Genomic DNA, 14,487 nt, shown 5'->3' with positions numbered 1-14,487 from the left:
TCTTTGTTAGATAATGTCGCATATCGATATAAAAACAAAACAGGATACAGGAGCAAGCGAATGCTTATTTTGACTCGTCGTGTAGGGGAAACCCTGATGATTGGTGACGAAGTGACTGTCACCGTACTGGGCGTTAAAGGCAACCAGGTTCGTATCGGCGTGAACGCACCGAAAGAAGTTTCCGTGCACCGCGAAGAGATTTATCAGCGTATCCAGGCTGAGAAGGTTCCGGGCCAGCCGAACTTCTAAGCTGGATTCCAGGCAGTGACAAGGCGACACCTCATGTGTCGCCTTTTGTTTTTTATGGCCCGTGAAATCGGCTGTACGGCGTAAAACAACGGGATAAGTGCCGATATTGCTTGAATATTCCACGCTTTGACCAAATGCTGAGCGAACGCTCTTTTTTCTCCAAAAAAGTGTTTGACTAAAAATCCCTGTGAAGTATTATCAGCCCCGCAAACGGAGAGGTGGCCGAGAGGCTGAAGGCGCTCCCCTGCTAAGGGAGTATGCGGCTTATACCCGCATCGGGGGTTCGAATCCCCCCTTCTCCGCCATTTGCGCCCGTAGCTCAGCTGGATAGAGTACCTGGCTACGAACCAGGTGGTCAGAGGTTCGAATCCTCTCGGGCGCACCATATTAGACTCTCGGAGTCATGTGTTGACCATCAGCAAGTCGGCACTAGAAGAAGGCTTACTGTTGAGTAAGCTTTTTTTATCGTTTTAAAACAGGGCGCCCGTAGCTCAGCTGGATAGAGTACCTGGCTACGAACCAGGTGGTCAGAGGTTCGAATCCTCTCGGGCGCACCATTTTCAAGCAATACAAAGATTTATGAGCGCCCGTAGCTCAGCTGGATAGAGTACCTGGCTACGAACCAGGTGGTCAGAGGTTCGAATCCTCTCGGGCGCACCATTTTCAAGCAGTACAAAAATTTATGAGCGCCCGTAGCTCAGCTGGATAGAGTACCTGGCTACGAACCAGGTGGTCAGAGGTTCGAATCCTCTCGGGCGCACCATTTTCAAGCAGTACAAAGTTTATGAGCGCCCGTAGCTCAGCTGGATAGAGTACCTGGCTACGAACCAGGTGGTCAGAGGTTCGAATCCTCTCGGGCGCACCATACAGACAGCCTCGACTCAGGTCGGGGCTGTTTTTTTATGGGCTGGATCCGGCCTTGGAAATACCCAACACCTGGTTGCCGCCCTCTTTCCATTCGCTTCTTCTTTCCTCTGACCGGCTCGTTGCTGACGCCTCTGCCAGATCCCCTGCATGGCCGCTGCCAACACTCTGACACGTATTTCTCCGCCCCGGGCCGTCATCTATCTCCTCTGTGCTCTGGCGGGTGCTGGAGGCCTGTCATGGGCTGTGGGATTACGGGCAATAAAAAAGGATGCCATCGCATCCTTTTTCACGTCGTTCGTCTTTAGCTTCTCAACCATTTGCGAATGCGGTTGGCATCGCCGACCGGGGTGAGCTTGCCTACCGAGTTGAGCAACACGATGGCGAGCTCCCGGCTGTCCGGTTTGGCACGCATCACCAGGCAGCGGCCAGCCTCGTCGGTAAAGCCGGTCTTGGAGAGACGTACGTCCCAGTCCGGATTTTTCACCAGCGGGTTGGTGTTGTTGAACATCAGGCTGTAGGAGGGGGCCTGGAAGCGCATCTCCCTGTGCTCATCCTGGGTAAACTGGCGGATCAGTGGCTGGCGATAGGCTGCGGTGACCAGCTTGCCCAGATCCTGGGCGGTGGAGACGTTGCGAGTGGAGAGACCGGTGGCGTCGTAGAAATGGGTCTGGCGCATGCCCAGCTGTCGGGCCTTGTTGTTCATGGCCCGGATAAAGGCGCTGCGGCCGCCCGGGTAGTGACGGGCCAGGGCCGAGGCCATCCGGTTTTCGGAGGACATCAGGGCCAGGTGCAGTGCGTCACGACGGGTCACCTTGGTACCCATGCGAATGCGGGAGTGAGTGTGCTTCACCCGATCCAGATCTTCCTTGTCGATGGTCAGGGTCTGAGCCAGATCCTGTCTGGCATCCAGTACCACCAGCGCCGTCATCAGCTTGGTGATGGAGGCGATGGGACGCACCTTGGTGGCATTCTTCTGGTAGAGAGTTTTGCCCGTGTTGACGTCAACGACCAGGGCACTGCTCGAACGAATGTCCAATTTGGCGGGGTTGGGGGCGGCGCTGACCGCAGGCAATCCCAGCATCCCTATCAATCCGAAAACCAGCGCAACTGCGCGAACCCGACACCGCATACTACCGACTCCGTTCACATGGAAAAAAAGGCGGTAGATTCACGCATTTTTACCCTGCATTGACAAGGGGCTCTACAGACTATTTCTACAATTTGCGCAAATGCGAGCCTCAAAAAAGCCCTCTTTCGAGGGCTTTTTTGAGATGGGTGTCAATCCCGGGATTTTGCGGCCTTGCGTTTGCTGAGCCAGCGCCAGAGCAGGGCGATGATGCCGCTGACCAGCAGCACGATCGGCAGGTAGAGGATGATGCTGAGAAACTGCGACTGGTATTCGGCCGCCAGCTTGGTGTGACTCAGGTAGTAGCCGAATCCCACCAGCGGGCAGATCCACATGATGGAGCTGATGAAATTGACGACGAGAAAGCGTCCCTGCGGCAGCTCGGTGGCGCCAACGATATAGGGATAGGCGGTGCGTACGAAAGCGATGTAGCGGGCGGTGATCAGGGTCAGGATGCCGTACTTGTCGAGCAGGTAGTAGACCTTCTCCTTGTGGCGATCCTCCACGTGAGACATCAGGCGATGATACATCTGGGTGTGGCCGAGAAAGCGCCCCTGCATGTAGCCAAGCCAGGTGCCGACGAAGGTGGCCATGATCAGCAGCGGGATCACCGCCAGCGACAGCACATCCTGATAGATGAGCACGCCGGTCAGGATCAGCAGGCTGTCGCCGGGCAGAAAAGCGGTAGGGATAAAGCCATTCTCGAGCACCAGAAAGGTCAATAAGACGGCACAGACCATGAAGGCCATTTGGGGATCAGACAGGGTCACCAGATCCTGATGCATAAAGGCGTGGGCCAGTTGGTAAAACCGCTCCATTCTTGCAAACTCCGCAGGTTAGCTGGGTTGATCGGTCAAGGGCATGGCGAGCACCTTGTCGATGCGCAGACCATCCATGTCAACAATTTCCAGTTGCCACTGTTCCAGGGTGACCAGGTCGCCGGTCTGTGGAACACGACCAAGGAGCAGCATGATAAGCCCTCCGAGGGTGTGATAGTGATGTTTTTCTTCCTCGGGCAGGCGAACCAGCTCCAGACAGTCCTTCAATTCTGGCAAAGGGATCAGGCCATCGAGCAGCCAGCTGCCATCGGCACGCTGGAATGCCCAGTTGTCGTCGCCGTCTTCCTGCTGAAAATCCCCGGCCAGCGCCTCCATCAGATCCTGCTGGGTAACCAGCCCCTGCAACTCGCCATACTCATCCACTACCAGGGCGATCTGTTCGCTGTGGGTGCGGAAGTGGTTGAGCAGCTCGACCCCGTTGAGGGTCTCGGGCAGCAGGCTTCCCTCCTGGGTCAGGGTGGCCAGGTCGATGGGCTCCCCCTTGATATAGGCATACAACACCTGGTTGACGTCGATGATCCCCACCAGCTCGGAGAGGTTGCCGTCACAGACCGGGAAATAGCTGTGACGCTCCTCCACCAGGCGCTGCAGGTTGGTTTCCAGCGGCAGCGACAGATCCAGATAGCGGATATCGCTGCGCGGCACCATCAGGGAGGAGAGGCTGCGCTCGTCGAGACGGAACACATTGCGCAGCATGGTGTGCTCATGATCCTCGATCACCCCGGCTTCGGAGCCCTCCACCAGCATGGCGTGGATCTCCTCTTCGGTGACGTTGGCGCCGCCATCCTGCTTGGCCCGCAACAGGCGCAGGGTAGCATTGGTGGAGGCCGACAGCAGCCAGACGAAGGGACGGGTCAGGGTGGCGAGCCAGTGCATGGGGAGCGCCACCAGGCAGGCAAGGCGTTCTGCGCTGAGCTGGCCGAGGCGCTTGGGCACCAGTTCCCCCACCACGATGGAGAGATAGGTCACGGTGACGACGACGATGACGGTGGCGATCGTACCGCTGCTCTTGGGGGATAGCCCCCATTCCTGCAGCCAGAGGGAGAAAGGTTGGGCCAGCAGGGATTCGCCGTAGATACCGTTGAGCAGGCCGATAGTGGTGATGCCGATCTGGACGGCGGAGAGAAAATGGGTCGGGTTTTCCGCGAGTTTGAGGGCGATGGCGGCGGAGCGACTTCCTTCACTGGCCATCTTGGCAAGGCGAGCCTTGCGTGCGGTCACGATGGCAATTTCCGACATGGCGAAGACGCCATTGAGCAAAATCAATCCAAACAGGATCAATATTTCCATACTGCGGCAGCACTCCTAAGTAGAAAAGATCGCTGGCAGTGTAATGAATTTGGCCGCGATGCGCTTGTGAAAGCAGGTGATCCGGTTCGCTAATTTATCACGCCCCCGGCTTGGGGCAGGCGAGGGGTCCCTGTCAGGGGAGGGGAGCCAAAAAAGGGCGGAAATCCCGCCCTTGCTGTGATTGCCTGAATTGATTCGATCAGAACTGCTGGAACCAGCGCTGGATCTGGGCCGGATCCTTGCTCTGGGTCAGGGAGAGCATCAGCAGGATGCGCGCCTTCTGCGGGTTCAGGGTGCCGGCGGCCACGAAGCCGTACTTGGCGTCGTCGATCTCAGCATCCAGGGTGGTGGCGCCGGTCGGCACGCGGGCGGAGCGCACCACGCGAATGCCGTCCTTGCTCGCCTGAGCCAGGGTGTCGAACAGGCTGTGGTAGAGGTTGCCGTTGCCTACCCCGGCGCTGACGATGCCATCAAACTTGGCATCCACCATGGCCTTGGCCGGCAGCTCGGTGGCGTTGGCATAGCTATAGACGATACCGACCTGAGGCAGCTTGTCGAGCTTGCTCACATCGAACGGGGTCTTGCTGGTGTGCAGGCGAGCCGGGCTGCGCTGATAGTCGATCTTGCCGTTGTGGATGTAGCCAAGCGGACCGAAGTTGGGAGCGGCAAAGGTCTGCACGCCTGTGGTGTTGGTCTTGGTGACGTCGCGGGCATCCAGCACGGTATCGTTCATGGCGACCATGACGCCACGGCCTTTGGAGGCGGGATCGGAGGCGGTGACCACGGCGTTGTAGAGGTTCATCGGGCCGTCAGCGCTCATGGCAGTGGAGGGGCGCATGGCGCCGACCAGTACCACCGGCTTGTCGCTCTTGACGGTGAGGTTGAGGAAGTAGGCGGTCTCTTCCATGGTGTCGGTGCCGTGGGTGATGACGATGCCATCCACATCATCCTTGGCCAGCAGCTCGTTGACCCGCTTGGCAAGCTTCAGCCACACCTCGTCGTTCATATCCTGGGAGCCAATCTTGACTACTTGCTCTCCCTGCACGTCGGCCACGTTCTTCATTTCGGGGACGGCGGCGATCAGGGTCTCGATGGCTACCTTGCCAGCCTCATAGTTGGACTGGGTGGCAGACTGGCCGGCGCCGGCGATAGTGCCGCCGGTGGCCAGAATATGCACATTGGGCAGGGCCATGGCCATGGGGGAGAGGGTCAGGCCGAGCACGGCGGCGAGCAGGGTCTTGCGGATCGGTAGGGTCATGCTGCAAATCCTTCTGGTTGGAATAATCGCAGCAAGTTTGCCCATTTAATAATCGATGTCTGTGATAAAACTCACCAAAAGACAGGTGAGTACAGATTTTTAACCTGTTTTATACCTCTATGGAGATAAATTAACTTGCCGAGAAACCCTTGGCTTCAATCAGGGCGATCAGCTCCGCCTTGTTCAATTCGCTCTCGATGATCGCCTTGCTGCTGGCGAAGTCCACCTGAGCGGCGGTCACCGCCGGCTGGGCCAGCAGGGCTTTTTGCAGGCTGGCGGCGCAACCGCCACAGGACATGCCGGTCACTGTCAGTTCAATAGTCATGATGAGTCTCCTTTTTGGGTGTAATGCAAGCCTAAAGCTGCCGCTCGCGGCAAGGTCAAGTCACCCGTCACTTCGTTGTTACCCCATCAAGCCCAGATAGTTCATCAGGGCTGCTCCCAGGCTGGTGGTGAGAAGGGAGCCCAGCGTGGTGGTAGCGATGATGTTCGCGGCCAGTGAACTGTCGCCCCCCATGGCGCGGGTCATCACATAACTGGCGGCGGCAGTCGGGGTGGAGCTGATGAGAAACAGGATGCCGAGTGCCTGTGGGCTGAAGCCAAGCGCCCAGGCCCCCGCGACCAGCAGCACGGGAATGCATAGCAGCCGGTTGGCGGTAGCCCAGCCGGTCAGCATGGCGCCGCCGCGCAGGGCCTTGAGGTTGAGGCTGGCGCCGGTGCACAGGAGTGCCAGCGGCAGCGTCATGTTGGCAAAGTAGTTACCGGTGGTGGTGACCAGCTGGGGTAGCTCTATGCCGAGCAGGCCAAACGGCAGTGCTGACAGGATGGCGATGATGAGTGGATTTTTGGCGATCCCCTTGAGGATGGGTTTGACCCCCTTGTTGCCTCCCAGACTGCGGGTCAGGGTGACGACGGCGAGGATGTTGTAGAGCACGGTGACCGAGCCCACCAGCAGGGCGGCGGCGCCGATCCCTTCCGGCCCGTAGGCGTTCTGCACATAGGCCAGCCCCATGATCCCCATGTTGCCGCGAAAGCTGCCCTGCACGAAGACGCCACGTTGACGCCGCTCGGGAATGAAGCGGGCTGCCAGCAGCTCCAGCACCAGAAAACCGGTGAGCGTCCCGAGCAGGCCGTAGAGGATGAGCCAGGGGCTCGGCATGGTCGAAAAGTCGGTGCGCACCATGCTGAGGAACAGGAGCGCCGGCAGGGTGACCTGGAACACCAGACGCGAGGCCGATTCGACGAAGCTGTCGGGCAGCAGGCCCAGCTGTTTGAGCCAGATGCCGAGCAGCAGCACCACGCAGATGGGGCCGGTAATGGAGAGGGAGAAGTGCAGACTTGCCAACAGATCCATGATGCGCGTCCTGTGCAATGGCGAGTGGCACGGCGTTCGCCGGGGCCAAAAGGGCATTCTAACGCCATGGGCTTGTATTCAAAGGGCTTAATCACAACAATGTGGGCAATTTCCACTGCCGAGCCTGACTCATGGACAAGAAGCTGACCATCCTCGATATCGCCCGCCTTGCCGGTGTTGGCAAGTCGACCGTTTCCCGGGTGCTCAATCAGGATCCCAAGGTCAAGCAGGCGACCCGTGAGCGGGTGGAGCAGATCATCGCTGAGCATGGCTTTGTGCCGAGCAAGTCGGCGCGGGCCATGCGCAGCCAGAGCCAGCAGGTGGTCGGCATCATCGTCTCGCGGCTCGATTCAAGTTCCGAAAACCAGGCGGTGCGCGGCATGCTGGAAACTCTCTATCAGCGCGGTTATGACGCCGTGCTGATGGAGAGCAAATTCTCCCCTGCCAAGGTGCAGGAGCATCTGGCGGTGCTGGAGCGGCGCGGGGTGGATGGCATCATCCTCTTTGCCTTCAACGATCTGGATTATGACGCCATGGCGCCGCTCAGGGAGAAGCTGGTGCTGGTGGCGCGCGAGCATCCGGGCTTCTCTTCGGTCTGTTTCGACGATGCGGGGGCGGTGCACACCATGCTGACCCAGCTGGTGGCGCGTAATATCCGCGATATCGCCTATCTCGGGGTGGATGCCTCGGATCTCACCACGGGTCAGCGCCGGCTCGACGCCTATCTGACCTTTTGTCGGGAACAGGGTCTGGCGGCACGCAGCGCCCTCGGTGACCTCAGCCTGCAAAGTGGCTACCGGCTGGCGGCTGAGCTGCTGACTCCCACCACCCAGGCGCTGGTCTGTGCCAGCGATACTCTCGCCATCGGTGCGGCAAAATACTTGCAAGAACAAGGACGTAGCGAGGTGTTGGTGACCGGTCTTGGCAACAACCCCATGCTTACCTTCCTCTTCCCCAACGCCCTCAGCCTGGATCTCGGTTACAAGGGGGCGGGGGAGCAGGCGGCCCGTCAGTTGCTCGGTCAGATCGAGCAGGAGTGCTGCCCGCTGGCGACCATAGCTCCCTGTCATACCTTGTGAACCCCATCACTTAGCACTGCACAAAAAACGCGCTTTTTGTGACGTTGACCACGAAATGGGAACGTTCCCATTTTGATCTGGCCAAATTGCCGTCATGCTGATTGGGAACGATACCAATAACGCTCGAGCCGGCAGACTGGCTCAGAAGGGCGAGGCAGATCACTATCAATGGAGTCACAGAGGGAAGGCTCATGTCCAAGATCAACACACAACATCTGGCTCAGCTGATTGACAAGATCGGCGGCAAGGAGAATATCGCCACCGTCAGCCACTGCCTGACCCGGCTGCGCTTCGTCCTGAACGATCCGGCCAAAGCCGACAGCAAGGCCATCGAGACCATCCCGGCGGTGAAAGGGAGCTTCACCCAGGGCGGCCAGTTCCAGGTGGTCATCGGCAACGAGGTGGAGCAGTGGTACAAGGCGCTGACCGAAGAGATCGGCGTCAGCGGCGGCAGCAAGGAGACCGCCAAGCAGGCGGCGCGCCAGAACATGAACCCGCTCGAGCGCGGCATCTCCCACCTGGCGGAGATCTTCGTGCCCCTGCTGCCGGCCATCATCACCGGCGGTCTGATCCTGGGTTTTCGCAACGTTATCGGCGACATCAAGATGTTCGACGACGGCACCCACACCCTCACCGAGATCAGCCAGTTCTGGGCCCAGGTCCACGCCTTCCTCTGGCTGCTGGGTGAGGCCATCTTCCACTTCCTGCCGGTGGGCGTCTGCTGGTCGGCGGTCAAGAAGATGGGCGGCTCCGAGATTTTGGGGATAGTGCTGGGTATCACGCTGGTGTCGCCCCAGCTGATGAACGCCTATGGCATCGGCCAGCAGACCCCCGAGGTGTGGGACTTCGGTCTGTTCGTCATCCAGAAGGTGGGCTATCAGGCCCAGGTCATTCCGGCCCTGCTGGCGGGTGTCTTCCTCGCCTGGGTGGAAACCAACCTCAAACGCATCATCCCGGCCTATCTCTACCTGGTGATCGTGCCCTTCGTCTCCCTGTTGCTGGCGGTGATCGTGGCGCACGCCTTCATCGGCCCGTTCGGTCGCTGGTTGGGTGACGGCGTCGGCTTCGCCGCCAAGGCCGCCATGACAGGCTCCTTCGCCCCCATCGGTGCGGCCCTGTTCGGCTTCCTCTACGCACCGCTGGTCATCACCGGCATCCACCACACCACCAACGCGGTGGACCTGCAGCTGATGCAGAGCATGGGCGGCACCCCGATCTGGCCGCTGATTGCCCTCTCCAACATCGCCCAGGCGTCTGCGGTCGTGGGGATCATCCTCATGAGCCGCAAGGAGAACGAGCGCGAGATCTCGGTGCCCGCCGCCATCTCCGCCTACCTGGGGGTGACCGAGCCGGCCATGTACGGCATCAACCTCAAGTACAAGTTCCCCATGCTGTGCGCCATGGTGGGTTCGAGCCTGGCAGCCCTTATCTGCGGCTTCGCCGGGGTGATGGCCAACGGCATCGGGGTGGGGGGGCTGCCCGGCATCCTCTCCATCCAGCCGCAATACTGGGCCATCTACGCCGTGGCCATGCTGGTGGCCATCATAGTGCCTGTGGTGTTGACCCTGCTGGTCTACAAGCGCCAGCAGGCGGCCGGCAAGCTGGAGCTGGCCAGCGCCTGACCTAACGCATCAGGGCGACCCGCGGGTCGCCCTCTCCCTTTTCATTCGAGACAAGAGCAAGACCCATGAGCCAAACACCCTGGTGGCAGAGCGCCGTGATTTACCAGATCTACCCCAAGAGCTTTCAGGACAGTGGCGCGCGCGGCACTGGTGATCTCAAGGGGATCATGACCCGCCTCGACTATCTCAAGACCCTCGGCGTCGACGCCCTCTGGCTGACTCCGGTGTACGTCTCGCCGCAGGTGGACAACGGCTACGACATCGCCGACTACCTGAATATTGATCCCGCTTACGGCACCATGGCCGATTTCGAGGCACTCTTGGCCGCCGCCCACGCGCGCGACATCCGGATCGTGATGGACATCGTCGTCAACCACACCTCCACTGAGCATGCCTGGTTCAAGTCAGCGCTGGGGGACAAGAACAGCCCCTACCGCGACTACTACATCTGGAAAGACCCGGTGGAGGGTGGTGTGCCGAACAACTGGCAATCCAAGTTTGGCGGCAGCGCCTGGGAGCTGGATAAGGCCACCGGCCAGTACTACCTGCACCTCTTCGCCCGCGAACAGGCGGATCTCAACTGGGAGAACCCGGCCGTGCGCGCCGAGGTGAAGAAGATCATCCACTTCTGGGCGAAGAAGGGGGTGGACGGTTTCCGGCTCGACGTCATCAACCTCATCTCCAAGGAGCAGGCGTTCCCCAACGACGATAGTGGCGATGGCCGCCGCTTCTACACCGATGGGCCGCGCATCCACGAATTTTTGCAGGACGTGAGTCGTGACGTGTTCGCCCCGGTGGGCGCCATGACGGTGGGGGAGATGTCCTCCACCAGCCTGGAGCACTGCCAGCGCTATGGAGCGCTGGATGGCTCCGAGCTCTCCATGGTGTTCAACTTCCACCATCTGAAGGTGGATTATCCCAATGGCGACAAGTGGACCAAGGCGCCGTTCGATTTTCTCGGACTCAAGCGAATCTTAAATCGCTGGCAGAGCGGCATGCACGGCAAGGGGTGGTCGGCGCTGTTCTGGTGCAACCACGATCAGCCGCGCATCGTCTCCCGCTTCGGCGACGAGGGCGAACATCGCGTGATAGCGGCCAAGATGCTGGCCAGCACCTTGCACGGTCTGCAGGGCACTCCCTACATCTATCAGGGGGAGGAGATCGGCATGACCAACCCCGGTTATCAGTGCATCGATGACTATCAGGACGTGGAGAGCCGCAACATCTTCGCCATCAAGCAGGCCGAAGGGATGAGTGAGGCCGAGATCCTGGCCATTCTCGGCGCCAAGTCCCGTGACAACTCCCGCACGCCCATGCAGTGGAGCGCGGCGGCCAATGCCGGCTTCACCAGCGGCACTCCCTGGCTCAAGCCCGCCGCCAACTATCCCGCGATCAATGCCGAGGCGGCGCTGGCCGACACCGACTCGGTGTTCTGGCACTACCGGGATCTGATCCGCCTGCGCAAGGCGCACCCCATCTTCACTCACGGGGATTATCAGGAGCTGCTGGCGGGGCACAAGCAGATCTGGGCCTATGCCCGCCGCGCCAACGGTCAGACCCTGCTGGTGGTGAGCAACTTCTACGGCGAGCCTGCCAGCTTCGCCCTGCCGGAGGAACTGGCCACCGGCAAGGGGCGTCTGCTGCTTGGCAACTACCCGGATAGCCCGGCCCGGCCGCAATCCTGTATGCTGCGCCCTTATGAATCCCTGATCTGGCTGGTGGAGTAGGCGATGAGCGAGGTGATGATGAAGGCGGCGGTGCGTGGCCCCGAGTGGCAGAAGATGGTAGCGGGGGAGCCCTATGATGCGGGCGACCCCGAGCTCAAAGCGGCGCGCGAGCGCTGCCGCAGGCTCTATCACACCTTCAACACCAGCTGGCAGGAGAAACCGGCGCGCGATGCCCTGCTCCATGAACTGCTGGGCGGTCGTGGCAAGGAGTGCGCCATCAACCCGCCCTTCTTTTGCGACTACGGTACCAACATCTTCGTGGGCGAGAACTTCTACGCCAACGTGGGCTGCACCATCCTCGACGTGTGCGAGGTGCACATCGGCGACAACGTGCTGCTGGCGCCCGGGGTGCAGATCTACACGGCCGCTCACCCGGTGGCGGTGGCGCCGCGCATCAAGGGGGTGGAGTTCGGCAAGCCGGTGCGTATCGGCCACAACGTCTGGGTGGGCGGCAGCGTCGTCATCTGCCCCGGCGTCACCATTGGGGACAACAGCGTGATCGGCGCGGGCTCCGTGGTGACCAAGGATGTGCCGGCGGGCGTGGTGGCGGCCGGTAACCCCTGCAAGGTGCTGCGACCCATGACGCCTGAGGAGCTGGCAGGAGCAACCGGGTCTGTCATGGAGTAAAGCGTTGACGATGACCCTATCTGATTGATGCCGCACGCTTTTCAGATTGTTTTATATTCAGTGCTCATGTTTCGGGTGGGCTGGCCGATACTATTGAAGGCAGGAGGTACTCAATGGATATATCTAGTTCTGCATCTACATCTGAAGGTTATGCCTTGCTGGCGGCCAGCCTGGCCAAAAAGCAGCAAACCCAAAACGGGCAAGCCGCACTGGAGTTGATCCAGACCGCGGTACAGCCAGCTCAGGCTGCACCTACATCGGCCAACGCTTCACTGGGAAGCAAAATCGATATTCGTGTCTGACACTGATACAAAAGCCCCCATCATCTGATGGGGGCTTTTTTTTATTTGTGCCTTATACCGCGAAGGGGGCGGGTGCCTCGAAGGTCATCCGCTCGCCGCTGCGGGGGTGGCTGATGGTCAGACTGGCCGCATGGAGATAGAGATGGGGAGCCGCCGCCAGAGCATCCGGATTGGCGTAGAGGTTATCCCCCAGGATGGGGTGCCCCAGCTCCAGCATATGAACCCGCAGCTGATGGGAGCGACCGGTAATGGGGGTCAGCTTGATCAGGCTGTTGCCGTTTTCCACCTTCAGCTTCTGCCAAAGGGTCAGGGCATGGCGTCCCTCCTCGAAATCCACCTTCTGCTTCGGCCGGTTGGGCCAGTCGACGCAGAGCGGCAGATCCACTTCACCCGCATCCTGCTCCGGCTCGCCCCATACCCAGGCGAGATAGTGCTTCTCGGTCTCCCGCTCGCGAAATTGCCGACTTAACTCCCGGTGGGAGTTGGGGTTAAGGGGGATCACCAGCACGCCTGTGGTCGCCATGTCGAGACGATGGGCCGCCGCCGCCTTGGGGTGCTGCTGCTTCACCCGATGGAGCACGCTGTCTTCATTCTCGGGGCCGCGCCCGGGTACGCTCAGCAGGCCAGTGGGCTTGTTGACCACCATGATGTCCTTGTCCTTGAACAGGATATCGAGCCAGGGTTCCAGGGGCGGTGAGTATACAAACATAGCGTCTCGCATCTTTGGTCAAAGCGGGGGCAAGCCCCCATCAGTTATGGGTAACCACATCAAAGCAGGGTATGTGCCCTGTCAGTGATGGGTGACCAGGATAAAAAGAGCATGGCATCCAACTTGCGTTGGCTCTGGTCGTTATCAACCAGATGATGCCTTCACAGCTTCATCAGTTATGAGTGACCACGATAAAGCGGATGGCATCCAGCTTGAGCTGGGTCTGGTCGATCAGGTGGTGCAATTCTGCCTGCAGATTGCGCAGATAATCCAGTTCGCTGTCGCGCACGTTCGGATTGACCGCCTTGAGCGCCTCCAGACGATCGAGATCCTGCTGAAGGGTTTGCGCCATTTGGGCACGGGCCTTGTCGACGATCTCCGCCTTCAGCTCTTCGGCAATGGCCTGCCCCTGGCCGATGAGGCCGTGGATCACCGGCTGGGAGGCGGTCACCAGCTTGCTGCCCAGATGGCGGTTGACCGGTGTCAGCTGGCGGTTGAAGGCATCAAACGCCACCTTGTCGCCCAGATTGTTGCCGTTCTTGTCCATCAGCAGGCGAATTGGGGTGGGCGGCATGAAGCGGTAGAGCTGGGGATGAGCCGCAGATTCGGCGACGAAGATCAGCTCCAGCAGGATGGAACCCACCGGCAGTGCCTTGTTCTTGAGCAGGGCAACCGAGGTGGCGCCGATCTCGGAACCCAGGATCAGGTCGATACCGCCGCGCATCATGGGGTGATCCCAGGAGAGGAACGACATGTCGTCCCGCGACAGGGCAGTGGTGCGATCGAAGGTGATGGTCATGCCATCCTGGGGTAGCCCCGGGAAGCTGGAGACCAGCATGTGATCGCCCGGAGTCAGCACCAGGGCATTCTCGCCACGATCGTCCTGATTGACGCCGATCTCGTCGAACATCTTGAGGGCGAAGGAGATCATGCTGGTGTCGTCATCTTCGGCGGCCAACTTGTCGACCAGCTGCTGGGCGGCTTCGCCACCGCTGGAGTGGATTTCCAGCAGGCGATCGCGACCCTGTTCCAGCCTGGCCTTGAGCGGCTCATGCAGCTCGCGAGTCTTGGTCAGAAGCGCTTCCAGTGCTTCCTGATCGCCGGTATTGGCGGCCAGCAGCTCGAACAACTCGTCACGCACCGCCTCGAATACGGGGCGGGCGGTCGGGCAGGTTTGCTCGAATGCATCGAGACCGTCGTGATACCAGAGTTGCAGGGCGCGCTGGGAGGTGCCTTCCAGATAGGGGACGTGGATCTCGACCGTGTTCTGCTGGCCGATACGATCGAGACGACCGATACGTTGTTCCAGCAGATCCGGGTTGAGCGGCAGATCGAACAGCACCAGGTGGCTGGCAAATTGGAAGTTGCGACCCTCGGAGCCGATCTCGGAGCAGAGCAGCACCTGGGCGCCCCCCTCGGCCTGGGCGAAATAGGCCGA

At 60.2% G+C, this 14,487-nt stretch carries 14 protein-coding genes and 6 tRNA genes (1 of these 20 only partly in view); 12 read left to right on the top strand and 8 right to left on the bottom strand.

Annotation, left to right across the window (positions count from 1 at the left end; genetic code table 11):
* Positions 1-60 precede the first annotated feature (60 nt).
* The 7 genes from csrA (at position 61) to MRK42_RS18925 (ending at position 1,114) form a co-directional block, all read left to right on the top strand.
* Positions 61-249: a carbon storage regulator CsrA gene (csrA, locus tag MRK42_RS18955; RefSeq protein WP_026456466.1), complete on the top strand. Its 189-nt coding sequence runs from the start codon at positions 61-63 to the stop codon at positions 247-249.
* Positions 250-461: 212 nt separating this feature from the next.
* Positions 462-554, top strand: a tRNA-Ser gene (locus MRK42_RS18950).
* A 3-nt stretch (positions 555-557) separates the two neighbouring features.
* Positions 558-634: transfer RNA gene (locus tag MRK42_RS18945), tRNA-Arg, on the top strand.
* Positions 635-729: 95 nt separating this feature from the next.
* A tRNA-Arg gene (locus MRK42_RS18940) sits at positions 730-806 on the top strand.
* Between the two features lie 26 nt (positions 807-832).
* Positions 833-909, top strand: a tRNA-Arg gene (locus MRK42_RS18935).
* 26 nt (positions 910-935) lie between these two features.
* A tRNA-Arg gene (locus tag MRK42_RS18930) sits at positions 936-1,012 on the top strand.
* Between the two features lie 25 nt (positions 1,013-1,037).
* A tRNA-Arg gene (locus MRK42_RS18925) sits at positions 1,038-1,114 on the top strand.
* A 303-nt stretch (positions 1,115-1,417) separates the two neighbouring features.
* Here MRK42_RS18925 and pbpG read toward each other — a convergent pair.
* The 6 genes from pbpG to MRK42_RS18895 all read right to left on the bottom strand — a co-directional run bounded on the left by pbpG (position 1,418) and on the right by MRK42_RS18895 (position 6,983).
* Positions 1,418-2,245: a D-alanyl-D-alanine endopeptidase gene (pbpG, locus tag MRK42_RS18920; RefSeq protein ID WP_342013458.1), complete on the bottom strand. Its 828-nt coding sequence runs from the start codon at positions 2,243-2,245 to the stop codon at positions 1,418-1,420.
* A gap of 149 nt (positions 2,246-2,394) precedes the next feature.
* Entirely contained in the window at positions 2,395-3,060 is a 666-nt protein-coding gene (locus MRK42_RS18915; protein ID WP_042025154.1) for a DedA family protein, read from the bottom strand.
* Positions 3,061-3,078: 18 nt separating this feature from the next.
* The gene (locus MRK42_RS18910) at positions 3,079-4,371 is read right to left on the bottom strand and encodes a hemolysin family protein (RefSeq protein ID WP_224210483.1); all 1,293 of its coding nucleotides are present in this window, start codon (positions 4,369-4,371) and stop codon (positions 3,079-3,081) included.
* 199 nt (positions 4,372-4,570) lie between these two features.
* Positions 4,571-5,629, bottom strand: a complete 1,059-nt coding sequence (gene ansB / locus MRK42_RS18905) for an L-asparaginase 2 (protein WP_042025156.1) — start codon at positions 5,627-5,629, stop codon at positions 4,571-4,573.
* Between the two features lie 130 nt (positions 5,630-5,759).
* Positions 5,760-5,954: a heavy metal-associated domain-containing protein gene (locus MRK42_RS18900; protein WP_201980340.1), complete on the bottom strand. Its 195-nt coding sequence runs from the start codon at positions 5,952-5,954 to the stop codon at positions 5,760-5,762.
* A gap of 78 nt (positions 5,955-6,032) precedes the next feature.
* Positions 6,033-6,983, bottom strand: coding sequence for an AEC family transporter (locus tag MRK42_RS18895; RefSeq protein WP_042025158.1), 951 nt, complete (start codon positions 6,981-6,983; stop codon positions 6,033-6,035).
* A gap of 131 nt (positions 6,984-7,114) precedes the next feature.
* Here MRK42_RS18895 and treR point away from each other — a divergent pair, with 131 nt between their 5' ends.
* The 5 genes from treR (at position 7,115) to MRK42_RS18870 (ending at position 12,340) form a co-directional block, all read left to right on the top strand.
* A complete protein-coding gene (gene treR / locus MRK42_RS18890; RefSeq protein WP_354688517.1) occupies positions 7,115-8,062 on the top strand; it encodes a trehalose operon repressor TreR in 948 nt (315 codons plus the stop codon).
* Between the two features lie 191 nt (positions 8,063-8,253).
* Positions 8,254-9,684, top strand: a complete 1,431-nt coding sequence (gene treB, locus MRK42_RS18885) for a PTS trehalose transporter subunit IIBC (protein WP_354688516.1) — start codon at positions 8,254-8,256, stop codon at positions 9,682-9,684.
* Positions 9,685-9,749: 65 nt separating this feature from the next.
* Positions 9,750-11,411, top strand: coding sequence for an alpha,alpha-phosphotrehalase (treC, locus tag MRK42_RS18880; protein ID WP_354688515.1), 1,662 nt, complete (start codon positions 9,750-9,752; stop codon positions 11,409-11,411).
* A 3-nt stretch (positions 11,412-11,414) separates the two neighbouring features.
* Positions 11,415-12,038, top strand: a complete 624-nt coding sequence (locus MRK42_RS18875; protein ID WP_354688514.1) for a sugar O-acetyltransferase — start codon at positions 11,415-11,417, stop codon at positions 12,036-12,038.
* 113 nt (positions 12,039-12,151) lie between these two features.
* The gene (locus tag MRK42_RS18870; protein ID WP_026458732.1) at positions 12,152-12,340 is read left to right on the top strand and encodes a hypothetical protein; all 189 of its coding nucleotides are present in this window, start codon (positions 12,152-12,154) and stop codon (positions 12,338-12,340) included.
* 52 nt (positions 12,341-12,392) lie between these two features.
* Here MRK42_RS18870 and rluA read toward each other — a convergent pair whose 3' ends face one another.
* Positions 12,393-13,049 carry a bifunctional tRNA pseudouridine(32) synthase/23S rRNA pseudouridine(746) synthase RluA gene (gene rluA / locus MRK42_RS18865; protein WP_061476523.1) on the bottom strand — a complete coding sequence of 219 codons (657 nt, stop codon included), beginning with the start codon at positions 13,047-13,049 and terminating at the stop codon, positions 12,393-12,395.
* Between the two features lie 172 nt (positions 13,050-13,221).
* A protein-coding gene (gene rapA / locus MRK42_RS18860; RefSeq protein ID WP_354688513.1) for an RNA polymerase-associated protein RapA crosses the window boundary here: on the bottom strand, positions 13,222-14,487 show its 3' portion. Its footprint extends 1,602 nt past the window's final position; 1,266 of the gene's 2,868 nt are visible here — the last part of the coding sequence; the start codon falls outside the window, past its right edge; the stop codon is at positions 13,222-13,224.

Source organism: Aeromonas sp. 19NY04SH05-1 (genome assembly GCF_040581895.1).
GTDB lineage: Bacteria > Pseudomonadota > Gammaproteobacteria > Enterobacterales > Aeromonadaceae > Aeromonas > Aeromonas enteropelogenes.
The sequence above is the reverse complement of the archived record's forward strand: the minus strand, read 5'-3'. Positions and strand labels throughout refer to the sequence as shown.